Raw genomic sequence first — 16,956 nt, 5'->3', positions numbered from 1 at the left:
GAAACGTCCGGAACCATCGGCTTTACCGCGGTCAGGGGTTGTCCCTTCTGCCCCTCGGGTAGTCGTGCGCCTATGGAAATCACCCTGCAGGTGAACGGCAAACCACGCACGGTGGACGTCGACCCGCGGATGTCGCTGCTGGACCTGCTCCGCGAGCGCCTCGGGCTCATCGGCGCCAAGAAGGGCTGCGACCACGGCCAGTGCGGCGCCTGCACGGTCCTGATCGACGGGCGGCGGGCCCTGTCATGCCTGGCGCTGGGCGTGGCGGTGGACGGCTCCGAGGTCACCACCGTCGAGGGGCTGGCGAACGGCGACGAGCTGCACCCCCTGCAGGCGGCCTTCATCGAGCACGACGCCTTCCAGTGCGGCTACTGCACGCCGGGCCAGCTCTGCTCGGCGGCCGGGATGCTGGGGGAGCCGGGCCCGAGCGCCGTCACCGAGGACATCCTCGTCGATCCCGACCTGACGCCCGAGGAGATCAGGGAGCGCATGAGCGGCAACCTGTGCCGGTGCGGCGCGTACGTCAACATCGTCAGCGCGATCTCCGAGGTGGCCCGGTGAAGCCCTTCGACTACACCCGCGCGGACAGCGCGGCCCAGGCCGTGCGCGAGTACGCCCCCGGCACCATGTACCTCGGCGGCGGCACCAACCTGGTCGACCTCATGCGGCTGGGCGTGGCCGAGCCCGAGCGGCTGGTCGACGTCAGCCGCCTGCCGCTCGACACGATCGAGTCCGTCCGCGACCGCGTCCGCGTCGGCGCGGCCGTGCGCAACACCGACCTGGCGGTCGACCCGATGATCCGCGCCCGTTACCCCATGCTCGCGAGAGCGGTGCTGACCGGGGCGTCCGGGCAGGTGCGCAACGTCGCCACGGTCGCCGGCAACCTGTTGCAGCGCACGCGCTGCGCGTACTTCCAGGACGTGACCAGGCCGTGCAACAAGCGCCGCCCCGGCTCCGGCTGCCCGGCGATCGCCGGCGACCACACCAACCTCGCCATCCTCGGCAGCTCGGAGGCGTGCGTGGCGACCCACCCGTCCGACATGGCGGTGGCCCTGGCCGCGCTCGAGGCAGAGGTGCACGTGACCGGGCCGGGCGGCGACCGCATCATCCCCATGCCGGGGCTGCACCGCCTGCCCGGCGAGGAGCCGGAACGCGACACCGTGCTCGAACCCGGCGACCTGATCACCGCCGTCGAGCTGCCGCCCCCGCCTGCCGGCGCCACGGTCTATCGCAAGGTCCGCGAGCGGGCGTCGTTCGCGTTCGCGCTGGTGTCCATCGCCGCGGTGCTGGACGTCGGCGACGACGGCGTGGTCGCCGGCTGCCGCATCGCGCTCGGCGGCGTGGCGCACGCGCCCTGGCGGGCCGAGCGCGCCGAGCAGGCCCTGATCGGCGGGCCGGCGACCGGCGAGGCGTTCCTGCGGGCCGCCGAGGCCGAGCTCGAACAGGCCAGGCCGCTGCCGCGCAACGCGTACAAGGTGCCGCTGACCCGCAACCTGATCGTCTCCACGCTGGAGGGGCTGGCATCGTGAACCGCATCGAGGGTCGCGTCAAGGTCACCGGCCTGGCGACGTACGCGGCGGAGTACCCGGTGGAGGACGTCACCTACGCCTTCCCCGTGCAGTCGCAGATCGCCAAGGGCCGGGTCAGGCACGTGGACGCCCAGGACGCGCTGGCGATGCCGGGTGTGCTCGCCGTGTTGTCCGGTGAGGACCCGCCGCCGCTGGCCTCCGGCGCCGACGGGGAGCTGGCGCTGTTCCAGAGCCGCGAGGTCGCCTACCGCGGCCAGATCGTCGCCGCCGTGGTCGCCGACACCTACGAGAACGCCCGGGCCGCCGCCGCGGTCGTCCGCGTCGACTACGACTCCGACGACCACGACGTGAGCCTGCGCGCCGACCATCCGGGCCTCTACAAGCCCGACCACGTCAACCCCGCCTACCCGACCGACAGCGAGAAGGGCGACATCGAGGCCGGCCTGGCGGAGGCGGCCACCGTCGTGGACGTCGTCTACGAGACGCCCGTCCTGCACAACAACCCGATGGAGCCGCACGCGGCCCTGGCCTGCTGGGACGACGAGGGCGGGCTCCTGGTGTACGACACCGCGCAGGGCACCACCCTGAGCCGGGACACCCTGGCCCAGGTGTTCGGCCTGCCGAAGGAGCGGGTGCGCGTGGTGTCCCGGCACGTCGGCGGCGGTTTCGGCTCGAAGGGCACCACCCGGCCGCAGGCGGTGCTGGCCGCGATGGCCGCCAGAGTGGTCGGCCGCCCGGTCAAGATCGTGCTGACCCGGCAGCAGATGTTCGACGTCACCGGCTACCGCACGCCCACGATCCAGCGGCTGCGGCTCGGCGCGGACGCCCAGGGCCGGCTGACGGCGCTGGAGCATGTGGCGTACGAGCAGACCTCCACGCTGGAGGAGTTCGCCGAGCAGACCGCGACCCCGACCCGCATCATGTACGCCACGCCCGCGCTGCGCACCGCGCACCGCCTGGTCCGCCTGGACGTCGCCACCCCGTCGTGGATGCGCGCCCCCGGCGAGTGCCCCGGCATGTACGCGCTGGAGTCCGCCATGGACGAGCTCGCCTACGCCCTCGGCATGGACCCGGTCGAGCTGCGCGTGGTCAACGAGCCGGAGACCGAGCCCGACAGTGGGCTGCCGTTCAGCTCCCGCAACCTGGTGGGCTGCCTGCGCGAGGGCGCCCGCCGCTTCGGCTGGGAGCACCGCGACCCGACGCCCGGCGTCCGGCGCGACGGGGAGTGGCTGATCGGCACCGGCGTGGCCGCCTCCACCTACCCGGCCAGGCGCCGGCCGTCGAAGGCCAGGGCCGTGGTGGAGGACGACGGCGACTTCCTCGTCCAGGTGGCCGCCGCCGACATCGGCACCGGCGCGCGTACGGCGCTGACCAGGATCGCGGCGGAGGCGCTCGGCGTCGCCCCGGAGCGGGTGCACGTGGAACTGGGCGACAGCGACCTGCCCGAGGCGCCCGTCGCGGGCGGCTCGATGGGCACCGCGTCGTGGGGGTCGGCGATCGTGCGCGCCTGCGAGGAGCTCAAGAGCGACGGCAAGGAGGGCCTCGCCGACACCACCGAGGAGGTCCGGGGGGACGCCGCGTTCTCCCGGCACGCCTTCGGCGCCCAGTTCGTCGAAGTGCGGGTCAGCTCCGTCACCGGCGAGGTACGCGTCCCGCGCCTGCTCGGCGTCTTCGCCGCCGGCCGCATCGTGGACCCCAAGCTCGCCAGGTCGCAGTTCATCGGCGGCATGACGATGGGCATGGGCATGGGGCTGATGGAGGAGACGCTCACCGACGAGGAGTTCGGCGGCTTCCTGCGCCGCGACCTCGCGCAGTACCACGTGCCCGCCTGCGCCGACGTGCCCGACGTGGAGGCCGTCTGGCTGGACGAGCGCGACGCCGAGCTCAACCCGATGGCCAGCAAGGGCATCGGCGAGATCGGCATCGTCGGCACGGCCGCCGCGATCGGCAACGCGGTGTACCACGCCACCGGCCACCGCGTGCGCGAACTGCCCATCACACCGGACAAGATCCTGATGCCGAGGTTTTAGCCTCTCTTGGCAAGGAAGAAGAAGTCTCTCGTTTGCAGGGCGGGAGGCAGGGACACGTGAAGAACGAGTCGCACGAGGAGCGCGCGGACCGGAACTTCGTGGAATTGTTGCAGGGCGCGCGCGTCGCGGTGACCGGGGTGCAGGTGCTGTTCGCGTTCCTGCTGACGGTGCCGTTCTCCTCCGCCTTCGCCCGGCTCGACCAGACCGACCGGTGGCTGTACTACGCGGCGCTGGTCAGCGCAGCGCTCGCGTCGATCTGCTACATCGCGCCGACCGCGCAGCACCGCGTGCTGTTCCGCCAGGGCCGCAAGGAGATCCTGGTACGCCGCTCCAACTTCTACGGCATCTTCGGCGCGCTGGCCCTGGCGGTGTCGATGACGACGTCCACCATGTTCGTGATCGACTACCTGTTCGACGCGGTGCTCGCCTGGATCACCGCGGGCGCGCTTGCCGCGCTGTCGCTGTGGACGTGGTTCGGGCAGGCGGCGCTCAACCGCTCGGATCACTCGCCCGAGGAGCCGTCGTCGCCGGCGGACCGACCCCGGTAGTCGGCGCGCGCCACCATGTACGCCGCCACCGACACGGTGACCACCTGCGCGGCCCCCACCAGCAGCAGCGGCCCGGCGTAGGCCCAGGAGGGCCGGTGCAGCCACATCGCCAGCAGCACCAGCAGCACGCCGAGGATCTGCGGCTTCGTCCCGGCGTGCATGCGGTCCAGAGTGGTGCCGAAGCGCATCAGCCCGACGCCCGCCGTCAGCGCGAGCGCCGCGCCTGTCAGCAGGCAGACCGCCACCGCCACGTCGAACGCGCTCATTGGGATCTCCCCGAGTAGAACCGCGCCAGCGACACCGCGCCGACGAACCCCAGCAGCGACAGCACCAGCAGGATCGGCAGGTCGGAGTAGTCGTCCCTGGCCACGGCGAACGCCCCCACGCCGCACATCGACAGCGCCGTCAGCACGTCGAGCGCCACCGCCCGGTCCAGCATGGACGGCCCGCGCGCCAGCCGGTAGAGGGAGGCCGCCGCCCCGCACGCCAGCAGCACCAGCGTCACCAGGTACACCGCCGTCATCCGAGCTCCTCCCGGTCGCGGCGGGTGCCGAACGCCCGCACGATCCGCGACTCCAGATCCGCCACGTCCGCCCGCGCGATCTGCGTCGCGTCGCCCCGCCGGCCCAGGACGTGCACCACCAGCTCCTGCCCGTCCACCTCCAGGACGAGGGTGCCGGGCACCGTGCTCAGCGCGACCAGGACGAGCACCACCATGGAGTCGGACGTCGTCCGCAGCGGCGTGCGGACGACCTGCGACGGCGGCCGGCCCGGATGCCCCACCCAGAACACCACCCGCGCGGTCGAGAGCACCAGGTCCCACGCGAACCACACGAGGAACGACACGAGCGCGACCGGCCGCACCCGCAACCCCGGGTCCAGCACCGGCATCGGCAGCAGCCATGTCACCACGAGCCCGGCCACCAGCCCGCCGAGTACGTTGCCCACCGACAGGTCGCCCCACAACGTCACCCACACCGCCGCCAGCCAGGCCACCAGGACCAGCGGCACTCGCCGGCCGAACAGCCGCGGCGCCAGCCGCTCAGGGTTCACCGCTGCCTCCCCAGGACGGCCGAGATGTACGGATCGCGCGCCATCAGCTCGCCGGCCGCCCGCTGCGCCAGCCCTGACAGCGGCCCGGCCAGCACCGTGAACGCCAGCCCGAGCGCGACCAGGGCCGTCACCGACAGCGGCAGCGCCGCCGGCAGCGCGACCGTCGTCACGGTCGGCTCCTCACCGGTGGCCTCCTCGCTCTCCACCACGGTGCCCACCCGGTCTTCGCGCGGCAGGCGCCAGAACGCCTTGCCCCACGTCTTCGCGACCGCGTACAGCGTCAGCAGGCTCGTCACCAGGCTGCCGGCCACCAGCATGAACGCGTGCCAGCCCCCGGCGCTCAGCCCGGCCTGCACGAGCATGAGCTTGCCCAGGAACCCGGACAGGGGCGGGATGCCGGACAGGTTCATCGCGGGCACGAAGAACAGCACGGCGATCAGCGGCGTCGCCTTCATCAGCCCGCCCAGCCGGTTCACCGACGTCGTGCCGGTGCGCCGTTCGATCATGCCCGCCACCAGGAACAGGGTGGTCTGCACGGTGATGTGGTGCACCACGTAGAAGATGGCGCCCGCCAGGCCCGCCACCGTGGACAACGCGACGCCGAACACCATGTAGCCGATGTGGCTGACCAGCGTGAAGGAGATCATGCGTTTCATGTCGGTCTGCGCGACCGCGCCCAGCACCCCGACCAGCATCGTGGCCAGCGCCATCCACATCAGCAGCCCCGCCACCGGCCCGCCGGGGAAAAGCAGCGCCTCCAGCCGGATGATCGAGTAGACGCCGACCTTGGTGAGCAGCCCGGCGAACACCGCTGTCGCCGGGGCCGGCGCCGTCGGGTAGGAGTCGGGCAGCCACGCCGACAGCGGGAAGATCGCCGCCTTGATCGCGAACACCAGCAGCAGCGTCAGCTCCACCAGCAGCTTCACCTGCTCCGGCAGGCCGCCGAAGCGCACGGCGAGTTGCGCCAGCGACAGCGTCCCCGTGGCGGCGTACGTGATGGCCAGCGCGATCAGGAACAACATCGACGAGGCCAGCGCCATCAGCGTGTACGTCGCCCCCGCCCGGATCCGCGACTCCGTCCCGCCGAACGTCAGCAGCACGTACGAGCCGCTCAGCAGCAGCTCGAACGCCACGAACAGGTTGAACAGGTCGCCCGACAGGAACGCGTCGCTCACCCCCGCCACCATCACGAGGAACGCCGGATGGAAGATCGCCATGGGAGCGTCGTGCTCCTGCCGGTCGTAGGCGTTGGACACCGAGTACGTCATCACGCACAGCGTCACCGCCTGCGAGACCACCAGCACCAGCGTGGACAGCCGGTCGGCCACCAGGCTGATCCCGACCGGTGCGGCCCAGCCGCCGATCTCCGTCACCAGCGGCCCGTGCCGGTCGGCCGCGACCAGCAGCACCACCGACACCGCCAGCGTCACGCAGAGCGTGCCGAGGCTGATGAGCGCCTGCACGTGGCGCAGCCGCCCTCCGATGGCCAGCTTCACCCCGGCCGCCAGCAGCGGCAGCAGCACGGGCACGCAGATCAGGCTCTCCAGCGACACGGGTCAGTCCTCGCCTTCCAGCTCCGGGTCCTGCGCCAGGGCCTGCCGCTCCCGCTCGTCCCTGATCGCCGCCCGCATCTGGCGGCGCGCCTCCCGCTGGCGCGCCTTGAGCCGCCTGCGCAGATCCCGTTCCCTGGCCGCCTGCTCCTCCCGGCCGCGCGTGTGCTCCCGGCGCAGCTGCTCGATGCGTTCCTGGTTGTCCATGGCGGCCTGCTCCGCGCGCAGCCCCGCCTCCTCCAGGCGGCGGTGCAGCTCCTCCTCCGGCACCCCCGCCTCGCGCAGCCCGCGCGACCACTCCTCCAGCTCCGTGTGCACGCGGGAGATGCGCTGCTCCAGGTCGGCCTCCTGAAGCCGCTCCCGCTCGGCCTGCTCGGCCTCCAGGTGCGCCAGCTCGGCCCGCTGCTCGGCCACCAGCCGCCGGTAGGCGTCGCGGCGGGCGCGTACGGCGTCGCTGAGCTCGCCGCGCCGCGAGCGCAGCCGGATCCGGCGGTCCTCGGTGTCGTCCTGGACCTCGTCGCTGCCGGACAGCTGCCACGTGCGGTGGACCAGCGCCAGCAGGAACGCCGTCACGCCGAGGGTGATGACGATGGCGGTGAGCACCATGGCCTGCGGCAGCGGGTCGGCCATGCCGGCCGTGCCGACGAAGGGAGGGTGGCCGGCGTCGCCGCCCGAGGTGACGATGAGCAGGTTGACCCCGTTGCCCAGCATGATGACGCCGGTCAGCACCCGGACCAGGCTCCGTTCGAGCAGCAGGGTCACACCCGCGGCGATCAGCGCGCCACAGGCCAGGAAGGGCAGCAGGGAGATGCTCACGACTCGCTCTCCGCGTCGATCTGCCGGTCCAGCTCGGCGCCGAGGCCGCGCAGCACGTCCTGCACCATCCCGACGACGGAGACGTACACGCCGAGGTCGAAGATCAGATCGGTGGACAGGTGCAGGTGGCCGACGAGCGGCACGGTCACGTCCGTGGCCAGCATCTCCAGGGCCGCGCGGCCGAACAGCAACCCGGCCAGCGCGGTGCCCGTCGACAATGTCAGCCCCACCCCCATGAGCACGCCCGCGTGCATCGGCACGGCCGCGGCCAGCTCGTTCCTGCCGCCCGCCAGGTACCGCACGGTGATCGCCAGGCCGGCCACGATGCCGCCCGCGAACCCGCCGCCGACCCCGCTGTGCCCGATGAACAGCAGGAACACCGACAGCACCAGCACCGTGTGGAACGTCAGCGTGGCCACCACCTCGAACGCCAGCGCCCACTGCCCGCGCGGCAGCGTGGAGGCCAGCCAGTGCGGCCCCCGGTCCCGTCGTGCCCGCGTCCCGACGCGCTCGATCCGGTACGCCGTGCGCCGCAGGAACACCAGGCTCGTCACGCCCAGGGTCAGCACGACCAGCACCGCGCTCTCGCCCATCGTGTCCCAGGCGCGGACGTCCAGGATGATCGCGCTGACGATGTTGCGGATGCCCTGCCGCTCGGCCGCCGCGCCGATGAGCTCTCCGACCGGCCGCGTCGTCCGCGCGCTCATCGCGAGCATGGCCCCGCCGGTCGCCACCACGCCGACCGCCAGCCCGAGCGCCAGGCGGAACCGGAAGCGCAGCCGTCCCCTCGGAGGTTCGATCGGCAGCCGCCGCAGCACCAGCGCGAACATCACGAGGCTCAGCGTCTCGGCCAGGAACTGGGTCAGCGCCAGGTCGGGGGAGCCGTGGGCGAGGAACAGCAGCGCGGCGCCGTACCCGGTCATACCGACGACGACGGCGAGCGCGATGTAGGCCCGGGTGAACAGGGCCAGCACCGCCGCCGCGATCAGCAGCACGGCCACGATCGGCTGCTCGAGCCGCTGCCAGGCCACGACCGGCAGGCCCAGGCGGGGCGCGCCGCCGTACGTCACGGAGAACAGGCCCACCCCGACCGTGGTCGCCAGCGCGAGCACCAGGTAGTCGGGCAGCGAGCCGCGCTGGACGAACCCGGTGGCCTGGACCGCGAACCGGTCGAGCCGCCGTACGACCGCCCAGAACAGCCGCGAGGAGTCCACCGCGTGCAGTGCCGCCCCCACCCGCGCCACCGGCTCGCCGGCCAGGAACAGCACCACCCCGGCGGCCAGCGCCACCGCCGACAGCAGCAGCGGGAGAGAGAAACCGGCCCAGAGCACCAGGTGCGTCTCGTGGCCAGGGTCGCGGAAGGTGCCCGTGTAGCCGGACATCGCGCCCGCGTACGAGGAGGCCAGGGGCGCGAGCAGCAGCCCCAGCACCGACAGCAGCGCCGCCGGCACGTACATGACGGCCGGTGTCCCGTGCACCTCGGACGCCGCCACGCCCGGCTTCGCGGCGAACGCCCCCCACAGGAACCGCAGCGTGTACGCCGCCGTCAGCGCCGCCCCCGCCACCACGCCCGCCAGCGCGAACGGATCCTCCAGGAACGCCTCCAGCGCCGCCTCCTTGGCGACGAACCCCGCCAGCGGCGGCAGCCCGGCCATGGACGCGCCCGCGAGCACGGCCGCCGCGCACACCCACGGCATCCGCCGGCCCACCCCGCTCAGCTCGCCCAGCTCCCGCGTGCCGGCCGCGTGGTCGACGATGCCCACCACCAGGAACAACGACGCCTTGAACAGCGCGTGCGCCAGCAGCATCGCCACCGCGGCCAGCGCCGCCCCCTGGTTCCCCGAGCCGAACAGCGCAACGAGGAATCCGAGCTGGCTGACGGTGCCGTACGCGAGCAGGCGCTTCAGGTCCGTCTCGCGCAGCGCCCGCCACCCGCCCAGCAACATCGTCACCAGCCCGAGCGGCACCGCCACCGTCCGCCACACCATCACGTCGCCGAACACCGGCCCCAGGCGGGCCACCAGGTACACCCCGGCCTTCACCATGGCCGCCGCGTGCAGGTACGCCGACACCGGCGTGGGCGCGGCCATCGCCGCCGGCAGCCACGTGCTGAACGGGAAGATCGCCGACTTGGCCAGCGCCCCTGTCAGCACCAGCACGAGGGCCACCGGCCCGGCGTCCGGCGGGCGGGCGGCGATCTCCGAGATCCGGTAGCTGCCGGCCGCCTCCCCGATCAGGACGAACCCGGCCAGCATGGCCAGGCCGCCGAACGTGGTGACCGTCAGCGCCTTCATCGCCGCCTGTCGGCTGGCCCGGCTCTCGGGGTCGTAGCCGATGAGCAGGTAGGAGAAGACGGTGGTCAGCTCCCAGAAGACGTACAGCAGGATCAGGTCGTCGGCCGCCACCAGGCCCAGCATCGACCCGGCGAAGGCCACCATGGCGCCGCCGTAGCGGCCGAGCCCGTCGTCGCCGCGGCCGAAGTAGCGCACGCTGTAGACCAGCACGAGCGCGCCCACGCCGGTGACCAGCGCCATCATCAGCACCGCCAGGGTGTCGGCGCGGAACGACAGCTCCAGACCCAGCACCGGCGCCCACGGCCGGCTCTCCCGCGCGGGCAGGCCGCGCACCGCCAGCCACACCGTGTAGCCGAAGGCGGCGGCCGGGGGAACGGCCAGCGGGAAGAACGAGGCGCGGCCCAGGCGCGCGGCGAGCCAGGGAGCGCAGACGGCCGCGACCGCGTGCAGGACCAGCAGCGACTCCATGGGCTCCTCGGGCGGGAATCTCCGGGTACGTCCGCCCAATCTGCCCCGTCATGTCACCGCCGCAGCGCAGGCGCTCCCGGGATTGACCCGAACGTCACCGGCCCCACACCGTCGTGTGGGACGGTGCGGGGCCGGTGGCTGAGCGCGGGGGAGTTACGCCTTGCAGGCGCCGTCCTGCGGGCGCTTCGCACTGATCAGGTATTCGTCGATCTTCCGGTCGAGGCAGTACGACCCGCCGTAGGCGGTGTGGCCGTCGGCGTCGTTGGTCAGCAGCACGCCGTTGGCCAGCTGCTTGGCCAGCGACTTGGCCAGCTTGTACGGCGTCGCCGGGTCACGCGTCGTGCCCACGACCACGATCGGGGGCGAGCCCTCGGCCCGCACCTTCTTCGGGTAGCGGGTGCCCTTGACCGGCCAGTGCGGGCATGGCGCCTCGGGGTGGTCGACGCAGTTGATGGCCATGAGGGCCTCGAAGTCGTTGTCGTAGGTGCCGTCGGAGCGCCGCCCGTTGCCGACGTCGGCCAGGCGCAGCAGCTTCGTCCCGTCACCCTTGAACGCGTCCGTCAGCGCCTGGCGCAGGTGCGGCCACGACGACGTCTGGTACATCGAGAAGTCCACCGCCGCCCGCACGACCGCCTCGTTCACCTGGCGGGCGTCGCGGGTGTTGCGCAGCGGCGCGTCGTCGGCCCGCATGTAGAGCTTGTCGAGCTCGTCCAGCGCGCCCTTGACCGAGCGCGTGCGGAACGGGCAGTCGGCGGACTTGAAGCAGTCGCGCAGGAACGACTCGGTCGCGATCTGGAAACCGCGGTCCTGGTCCTCCGTGAACGCGTCCATGTCCAGCGACGGGTCCTCGGCGCCGTCCAGCACCATGGCCCGCACCCGCTTCGGGTACATGTCCGCGTAGAGCGAGCCCAGGTAGGTGCCGTAGGAGAAGCCCAGGTACGTCAGGCCGGCGTCGCCCAGGGTGGCCCGCATCACGTCCATGTCGCGCGCCGCGTCGACCGTGCCGACGTGGGCGAGGAGCTTCTTGCCGGAACGCTCCAGGCAGTTCTTGGCGAACGTGCTGTCCCAGCGCTCGGACTGCTTCTCCTCGCGCGGCGTGTCGGGCGTCGGGTCGATCGACAGGTAGGCGTCGAGGCCGAGGGTGCCCATGCAGTGCACCGGTGAGGAGCCGCCGACGCCGCGCGGGTCGAAACTGACCACGTCGAAATGCTCGCGAACGGCAGGGGAAACGGTTCCGTTGCTGTCTTTCAGCGACTCGACACCGGACGCGCCGGGGCCGCCGAAATTGAGGACGATCGAGCCGATCTTCTTTCCTGTGGCGGGCAGGCGGATCAGCGAGATCTGAATCTGGTCGGCTTCGGGCTGCGCATAGTCCAGTGGTACGGACATTTTGCTGCATTCGAAACCGCTGCCGCAGTCTCCCCAGGTCAGATGCTGGCCGTAGAAACGGTCCAGCTTTCCAGGGGCCGCCGCTTCGGCCGTGCCGGTGAATCCCGACATGGCGAGCGCGCCTGCCATAACAGGCGAAAGAAGTTTTGACAGGATTCGCATGGTTCCAAGGGGTGGACGGCAAAGGATCCGACGCGCTAGATTGACGGCCGAATAGATCGTTTGCGGGAAACGTCCCAATCAGGGTAGCGGAGCTCAGAGGGTCGAACGAATACCATGACGGGTAAAATTCCCGGTCACATCTGAACCGCCAGTACCGCTAGTGCTGCGCTTTCCCGTCCTCGCCGCGGCATGCCCTGTCAGGCCGTGGTTTCCGGCCGAAGGTAGATCATCCTGCGTCGTGGATACGGCTGTCGACCTCTTCTGCCAGGCGGTCGAGGGAGCGGTCGAGCAGCTCACGCACCTCGTCGGCCCGCGGCCCTGAGTCGGGCTCGTCGAGGAGGCTGATGTGCACGGTCACCTCGCTGGTCCCGCTGGCCGCGTCGGAAACCTGCAGCCAGCCCGAGTAGTCGGAGTGGTCACGCCCGCCCCACTCGACCCTGAGCTGCTCCTCCGAGACGCGGAACAGGCCCTCGTGGTGGCCCGTGCCGGGGATGAGGTCGCCGTCGGCCTCGATGGTGCCGGGCCCGGTGTCGTGCACCGACAGGCCCTGAGGCAGCCAGCGGTCCATGAGTTCGACGTCGGACGCGACGCCGAAGACGACCATGCTCTCCGCGGGCATCCCGCGCGTCGCCTCGAACTCCGCCATTGCCGTCCCCCCGGGTTCCGATAATGGTGGCGCCGTACCCCCGTGATGTGCTCGCAAACAGCGGTCGCCGCGAAGCCCTGTGACGCTACGGTTGCTCGTTGTAATCGTCCGGGGGGAGGGAGCGGGGTGATGGCGGAGCCGCCACGAGTGCCGCCCGAGATGTTCCGGTTCACCACCACCGAGCGGGCGGACCTGCACACCGCGGTGCTCCACGCCTTCGGCGAGGCCGACGAGCGGCTGGAGACGGCGCTGACGGCGGAGGAGGTGCGCGAGCGGCTGCGCGCGGTGGGCTGGTACGCGCCGGTCGGCGAGCACGACCTGGCCGGCACGCTGAAGCAGCTGACCGGCTGGGGCCTGCTCGACGTGATCTTCAACCACGCGGGCACCTTCGCCACCGCCGAGGAGTACGAACGCAGAAACCTGCAGTACGCGCTCACCAGGCGCGGCGAGGCCGCCCTCGCCGGGATGCAGCACGCGATGGCCGTGCTGGCCTCGGCGGGCGCGCTGCAGACCGCCGTGCTCGACGCCGTCGCCGACCGGCTGGCCGAGCTGGACGGCCTGGTCGGCGACCCCGACCCCGGCCGCAACCGGCGCATCTTCACGAGCCTGCAGGAGCTGGAGGCCCACCTTGACGCGCTGCGCGGCAACACCCGGCGGTTCAACGGCGAGCTGCAGCGCCTGCTGCGCGTCGAGGGCGCCGACCTGGCCACGTTCCACGAGGTCAAGGCCGCCACGGTGGCCTACCTGCAGGAGTTCGTGACCGACCTGGAGCAGCGCGGCGACAGCATCGCCGCCGCCCTGCGCGCGGTGGCGGCGCACGGCGTCGGCGTGCTGCACGCCCGCGCGCTCGACGGCGCCGACCTTCCCCAGACCCCGGGCGCCGACCCCGCGGCCGACTGGCTGGCGGCGCGGCGGGAGCGGTGGGAGGGGCTGCTGCTGTGGTTCGCGCCCGGCGAGGCCGGCGCCGTGCCGCGGGTGCGCCTGCTGCACGACGTGGCCCGGCGGGCCATCGTGGCGCTGCTGCAGGTGCTCGACCGGATCACCGACTCCCGCCGCCGCTCCTCCAGCGCCGCCGCCGACTTCCGTACGCTGGCCCGCTGGTTCGCCACCGCACCCGGCGAGGACGACGCCCACCGGCTGTGGGACGCCGCGTTCGGGCTTGGCTCGGCCCGGCACGCCCACCTCGGCCACGCCGACGCCGAGCTGATCCCGCCCGGCATCCCGTGGGCGCAGGCGGAGCCGGTCGAGGTGTCGGCGCTGCTGCGCTCCAGCGGCCGCACCGAACGCATGGGCCGCACCGGCCGGATCCGCGACGTGGCGGCGCTGCGGGCCGAGCGCCGGGCCAGGGCCGAGAAGGAACGCGCCGAGCTGGAGGCCGCCTGGGCGGCGCTGGCGACCACCGGCGCGCTGCGGCTGTCGGAGCTCGGCGAGCTCGATCACGACACGTTCGGCCGGCTCCTCGACCTGCTCGGCCGGGCCCTGGCCGAGCGCCCCGACGCGACCGGCGTCCGGCGGGCGGTCACCTCCGACGGGCGGGTGGAGATCATGCTGCGGGCCCCCGGCGACGGGGCCGTGGCGGTGCTGCGCACCCCGGAAGGATGGCTGCGCGGGCCGGACTACCTCGTCGACGTCCGCGCGATCGGCGAGGCCCCGATGGCCACCAGAACGGCGACCAGAACGGCGACCAGAACGGCGGCCGGAGCGGCGGGCGGAGCGGCGGCAGGAGCGGCGGCCGGCGAGGCCCCGATGGCGGTCAGGGCGGCGGGCGCATGAGCAGTCTGGCCAACCAGCTCGTCAGGGCCGAGAAGGAGGAGATCGCCCGCGCGATCAGGACCCTCCTCGGCCGGCCGCTCGTGTCCCGGCACGACGACCCTGCCGCGTTCGACCTCATCAGGAAACGCCGCCGGCCGCTCGTGCAGTGGTTCGACTACTTCTGCGGCTGGCGGCTCGTCGTCGAGCCGCGCCAGGGCTACGCCCGCCTGGTCAAGGTCAGGTCCGAGCCCGCCGCCACCCGGCCCGCGCGCCGCCGTCGCGCCACGGGGGCGCCCTTCGACCGCCGCCGCTACACGCTGCTGTGCCTGTGCGCGGCCGAGCTGCTCGCCGCGCCGGTCACCACCATCGGGATGCTGGCCCGGCGGGTCGCCCAGGCGGCCGCGGTCGAGCCGGGCGTGCCGGCGTTCGACCCGGTCAGGAGCGACGAGCGGGCCGCGTTCGCGGACGCACTCAAGCTGCTGGAGCACTACGGCGCCCTCACCGCCATGGACGGAGTCACCGACTCCTACCTCGGCGACGAGGACGCCAAGGTGCTCTACCGGGTCGACACCACGCTCGTGATCAGGCTGCTCGCCGCGCCCGTGCCGCCCTCGCGCGCCGACGCCCGCGGCCTGCCCGGCTCGCTCACCACCGAGTCCCGCTACGGCGGCGAGGAACAGGGCGAGGAACAGGGCGGGGAACAGACGGCGACCCAGCGCGCCCTGCAGGCCCGCCACTCGCTCATCCGCCGCCTGCTGGACGAGCCCGTCGTCTACCGCCACGAGCTGCCCCCCGCCGAGGCCGCGTACGCCGCCTCGGCGACCGGCCGGCGGCTCATCCGCCGCGCGGCCGAGGAGGCCGGGTTCGTGCTGGAGGAGCGGGCCGAGGGCCTGCTGCTGGTGGACGCCGACGCGATCGCCACCGACACCCGCTTCCCCGACGACGGCGGCCACGCCAAGGTGGCCGCCCTGCTCCTGCTCGACCTCCTCGTCACCGCCGGGCCCGTCACGACGGCCCGCCTCGACGCCGAGGCCGCCGACCTGCTGCGCCGCTTCCCGCAGTGGGCCAAGGCCTACCAGTCCGACGGCGGCGGGCCGCGGCTGGCGGCCGACGCGCTGGAGGTGCTCACCCTTTTCGGCCTGGCCCGCCGGACGGGGGAGCGGGTCGCCGCACTGCCCGCCGCCGCCCGCTACCGGGTCGATCCCGGGCCGGACGATCAGGAGGACCGATGACCGTGACCGAGCTCGCCGCGCCCCGTGCCGCGCGGGGCGTGGACGCCCGCTGGATCCCCGTACGCGCCGGGATCCTCAACGTGTGGCGCTACTACGACGAGGTGTTCGAGTTCCACCGGGGCCGGGTGCTGCTGCGCGGCCCCAACGGCAGCGGCAAGTCGAAGGTGCTGGAGCTGCTGCTGCCGTACGTGCTGGACGCGAGTCTCAAGCCGAGCCGGCTGTCCACGTTCGGCGGCACCGAGCGCACCATGCACTGGAACCTCATGGGCGACGGCACCGGCGGCGCCACCAGGGTCGGGTACGTGTGGCTGGAGTTCGGGCACGGCGACGGGCGCTGGTTCACCTGCGGTGCCCGGCTGCAGGCCACCGTGCACACCAAGAACGTGACCGCCGCGTACTTCACCTCCGAGGCGCGGGTCGACACCGCCGACGGCATCCGGCTCAGCGGCGAGAACGGGCAGCCCCTCACCAGGGCCCAGCTCGCCGAGGAGCTCGGGGCCTCCGGCACCGTGTACGACTCCGCGGAGGCGTACCGCACGGTCGTGCGCCAGACGCTCTACCGCGGCCTCAACGAGCAGCGCTACGACTCGCTGCTCACCGCGCTGCGCCAGCTGCGCACCCCCAAGCTGTCCGAACGGCTCGACCCAGGGCTGCTGTCCGACCTGCTGTCGAGCGCGCTGCCGCCGCTGGGGGAGGGCGAGATCCACGAGATCGCCGAAGGGTTCGAGCGGCTCGACCGGCAGCGGGAGGAGCTGCGGCTGCTCGACCGCGACGTGGCGGAGGCCGAACGGCTCGCCGGCCGGCAGCGCGGCTACGCCCAGCGGGTGCTGCGCGCCGCCGCCGCGGCGGTGACCTCGGCCGGCTCGGCGCTGGAGTCGCTGGCCGCCGAGGTCAGGGGCAGGCGGGAGACGCTCAAGGAGGCCGAGCGGGAGCTCGACGCGACCACCGCGCGGCTGGGGGAGCAGGAGGCGCAGGAGCTCGCCCTGGCCGCGCAGATCGACGGGCTCAAGGAGAGCGAGGCGTACCAGTCCGGGCGCGACCTGCACCGCCTGCGCACGGAGGCGCAGGCGGCGCACGAGGCGGCCGCCCGCCTGCGCGACCAGGCCGGGCACGCGGCCCGCGCGGTCACGGCCAAGCAGGAGCTCGCCGCCGAGGCCGAAGCGGCGGCCCGCACGGCGGCAGGCCTCGCCGAACGCGCCCGCGCGGAGGCCCGCCACGCCGCCGAACGCGCCGGGCTCCTCGCCGTCCACGAAGAATCCGAACACACCACCCGCGACCGCCCGGCCACCACCGGGACCACGCCCGACGGAACCGCCACCGACCGGGCGACCGCCGACGGCGGGCCCCAAGGAGCCGATGACGGCGGGGCCCTGGTCCGAGGAGATGACGAGGGAAGTGCGGCCGGCCGCATCGTGCCCCGCGGTGGCGCGGAGCCGGCGGAGGCGGGCGTCGGCCGGGGTGACGTCGAGGGCGGCGCGGTCTCGTGG

General features: G+C 73.1%; 14 protein-coding genes and 1 pseudogene. 7 read left to right on the top strand and 8 right to left on the bottom strand.

The annotated features are described in order from the left end of the window. Positions 1-72 precede the first annotated feature (72 nt). Genes E1286_RS14725 through E1286_RS14710 form a run of 4 tightly spaced genes read left to right on the top strand, consistent with a single transcriptional unit; the run spans position 73 to position 4,107 of the window. A complete protein-coding gene (locus E1286_RS14725; protein WP_132612726.1) occupies positions 73-561 on the top strand; it encodes a (2Fe-2S)-binding protein in 489 nt (162 codons plus the stop codon). Beyond that, on the top strand, positions 558-1,529 hold the full coding sequence (locus E1286_RS14720) for an FAD binding domain-containing protein (RefSeq protein ID WP_132612724.1): 972 nt from the start codon (positions 558-560) through the stop codon (positions 1,527-1,529). Before E1286_RS14725 ends, E1286_RS14720 begins: the two co-directional genes overlap by 4 nt. After that, positions 1,526-3,559, top strand: a complete 2,034-nt coding sequence (locus tag E1286_RS14715) for a xanthine dehydrogenase family protein molybdopterin-binding subunit (RefSeq protein ID WP_132612722.1) — start codon at positions 1,526-1,528, stop codon at positions 3,557-3,559. The genes E1286_RS14720 and E1286_RS14715 overlap by 4 nt, the downstream gene beginning before the upstream one ends. Before the next feature lie 56 nt (positions 3,560-3,615). Then, positions 3,616-4,107 (top strand): DUF6328 family protein, encoded by a 492-nt coding sequence (locus E1286_RS14710; protein ID WP_132612720.1) that lies wholly within the window; start codon positions 3,616-3,618, stop codon positions 4,105-4,107. Here E1286_RS14710 and E1286_RS14705 read toward each other — a convergent pair. The 8 genes from E1286_RS14705 to E1286_RS14670 form a co-directional block, all read right to left on the bottom strand. Then, positions 4,062-4,373 carry a cation:proton antiporter gene (locus E1286_RS14705; protein ID WP_132612718.1) on the bottom strand — a complete coding sequence of 104 codons (312 nt, stop codon included), beginning with the start codon at positions 4,371-4,373 and terminating at the stop codon, positions 4,062-4,064. The two genes, E1286_RS14710 and E1286_RS14705, sit on opposite strands and share 46 nt — an antisense overlap. Continuing rightward, positions 4,370-4,630, bottom strand: a complete 261-nt coding sequence (locus E1286_RS14700) for an MrpF/PhaF family protein (RefSeq protein ID WP_132612716.1) — start codon at positions 4,628-4,630, stop codon at positions 4,370-4,372. The genes E1286_RS14705 and E1286_RS14700 overlap by 4 nt, the downstream gene beginning before the upstream one ends. After that, positions 4,627-5,160: a Na+/H+ antiporter subunit E gene (locus E1286_RS14695; RefSeq protein WP_132612714.1), complete on the bottom strand. Its 534-nt coding sequence runs from the start codon at positions 5,158-5,160 to the stop codon at positions 4,627-4,629. Before E1286_RS14695 ends, E1286_RS14700 begins: the two co-directional genes overlap by 4 nt. Beyond that, positions 5,157-6,707, bottom strand: a complete 1,551-nt coding sequence (locus tag E1286_RS14690) for a Na+/H+ antiporter subunit D (RefSeq protein WP_132612799.1) — start codon at positions 6,705-6,707, stop codon at positions 5,157-5,159. The genes E1286_RS14695 and E1286_RS14690 overlap by 4 nt, the downstream gene beginning before the upstream one ends. A gap of 9 nt (positions 6,708-6,716) precedes the next feature. Further along, positions 6,717-7,526 carry a Na(+)/H(+) antiporter subunit C gene (locus tag E1286_RS14685; protein ID WP_132612712.1) on the bottom strand — a complete coding sequence of 270 codons (810 nt, stop codon included), beginning with the start codon at positions 7,524-7,526 and terminating at the stop codon, positions 6,717-6,719. Beyond that, the gene (locus E1286_RS14680; protein ID WP_132612710.1) at positions 7,523-10,288 is read right to left on the bottom strand and encodes a Na+/H+ antiporter subunit A; all 2,766 of its coding nucleotides are present in this window, start codon (positions 10,286-10,288) and stop codon (positions 7,523-7,525) included. The genes E1286_RS14685 and E1286_RS14680 overlap by 4 nt, the downstream gene beginning before the upstream one ends. Positions 10,289-10,441: 153 nt before the next feature. Next, on the bottom strand, positions 10,442-11,677 hold the full coding sequence (locus E1286_RS14675; RefSeq protein ID WP_246074860.1) for an alpha/beta hydrolase: 1,236 nt from the start codon (positions 11,675-11,677) through the stop codon (positions 10,442-10,444). A 388-nt stretch (positions 11,678-12,065) separates the two neighbouring features. After that, a complete protein-coding gene (locus E1286_RS14670; RefSeq protein ID WP_132612708.1) occupies positions 12,066-12,485 on the bottom strand; it encodes an SRPBCC family protein in 420 nt (139 codons plus the stop codon). 129 nt (positions 12,486-12,614) lie between these two features. On the opposite strand from E1286_RS14670, the gene E1286_RS14665 reads away from it, so the two are divergent. The 3 genes and pseudogenes from E1286_RS14665 to E1286_RS14655 all read left to right on the top strand — a co-directional run. Further along, on the top strand, positions 12,615-14,258 hold the full coding sequence (locus E1286_RS14665) for a TIGR02677 family protein (protein ID WP_223189958.1): 1,644 nt from the start codon (positions 12,615-12,617) through the stop codon (positions 14,256-14,258). Further along, the gene (locus E1286_RS14660; protein ID WP_132612706.1) at positions 14,255-15,469 is read left to right on the top strand and encodes a TIGR02678 family protein; all 1,215 of its coding nucleotides are present in this window, start codon (positions 14,255-14,257) and stop codon (positions 15,467-15,469) included. The genes E1286_RS14665 and E1286_RS14660 overlap by 4 nt, the downstream gene beginning before the upstream one ends. Further along, positions 15,466-16,956: pseudogene (locus tag E1286_RS14655) on the top strand (hypothetical protein); the annotation flags it as partial. The gene E1286_RS14660 and the pseudogene E1286_RS14655, both read left to right, overlap by 4 nt.

This window comes from Nonomuraea terrae (genome assembly GCF_004348995.1).
Classification (GTDB): Bacteria; Actinomycetota; Actinomycetes; order Streptosporangiales; family Streptosporangiaceae; genus Nonomuraea; species Nonomuraea terrae.
This window is presented reverse-complemented; position numbering and strand designations above follow the sequence as displayed.

Bases quoted from the DNA above. Each gene is read 5' to 3' on its own strand.
- E1286_RS14680 (WP_132612710.1), bottom strand. From the start codon at position 10,288: ATGGAGTCGCTGCTGGTCCTGCACGCGGTCGCGGCCGTCTGCGCTCCC.
- E1286_RS14660 (WP_132612706.1), top strand. From the start codon at position 14,255: ATGAGCAGTCTGGCCAACCAGCTCGTCAGGGCCGAGAAGGAGGAGATC.
- E1286_RS14665 (WP_223189958.1), top strand. From the start codon at position 12,615: ATGGCGGAGCCGCCACGAGTGCCGCCCGAGATGTTCCGGTTCACCACC.
- E1286_RS14725 (WP_132612726.1), top strand. From the start codon at position 73: ATGGAAATCACCCTGCAGGTGAACGGCAAACCACGCACGGTGGACGTC.
- E1286_RS14675 (WP_246074860.1), bottom strand. From the start codon at position 11,677: ATGTCCGTACCACTGGACTATGCGCAGCCCGAAGCCGACCAGATTCAG.
- E1286_RS14670 (WP_132612708.1), bottom strand. From the start codon at position 12,485: ATGGCGGAGTTCGAGGCGACGCGCGGGATGCCCGCGGAGAGCATGGTC.
- E1286_RS14700 (WP_132612716.1), bottom strand. From the start codon at position 4,630: ATGACGGCGGTGTACCTGGTGACGCTGGTGCTGCTGGCGTGCGGGGCG.
- E1286_RS14705 (WP_132612718.1), bottom strand. From the start codon at position 4,373: ATGAGCGCGTTCGACGTGGCGGTGGCGGTCTGCCTGCTGACAGGCGCG.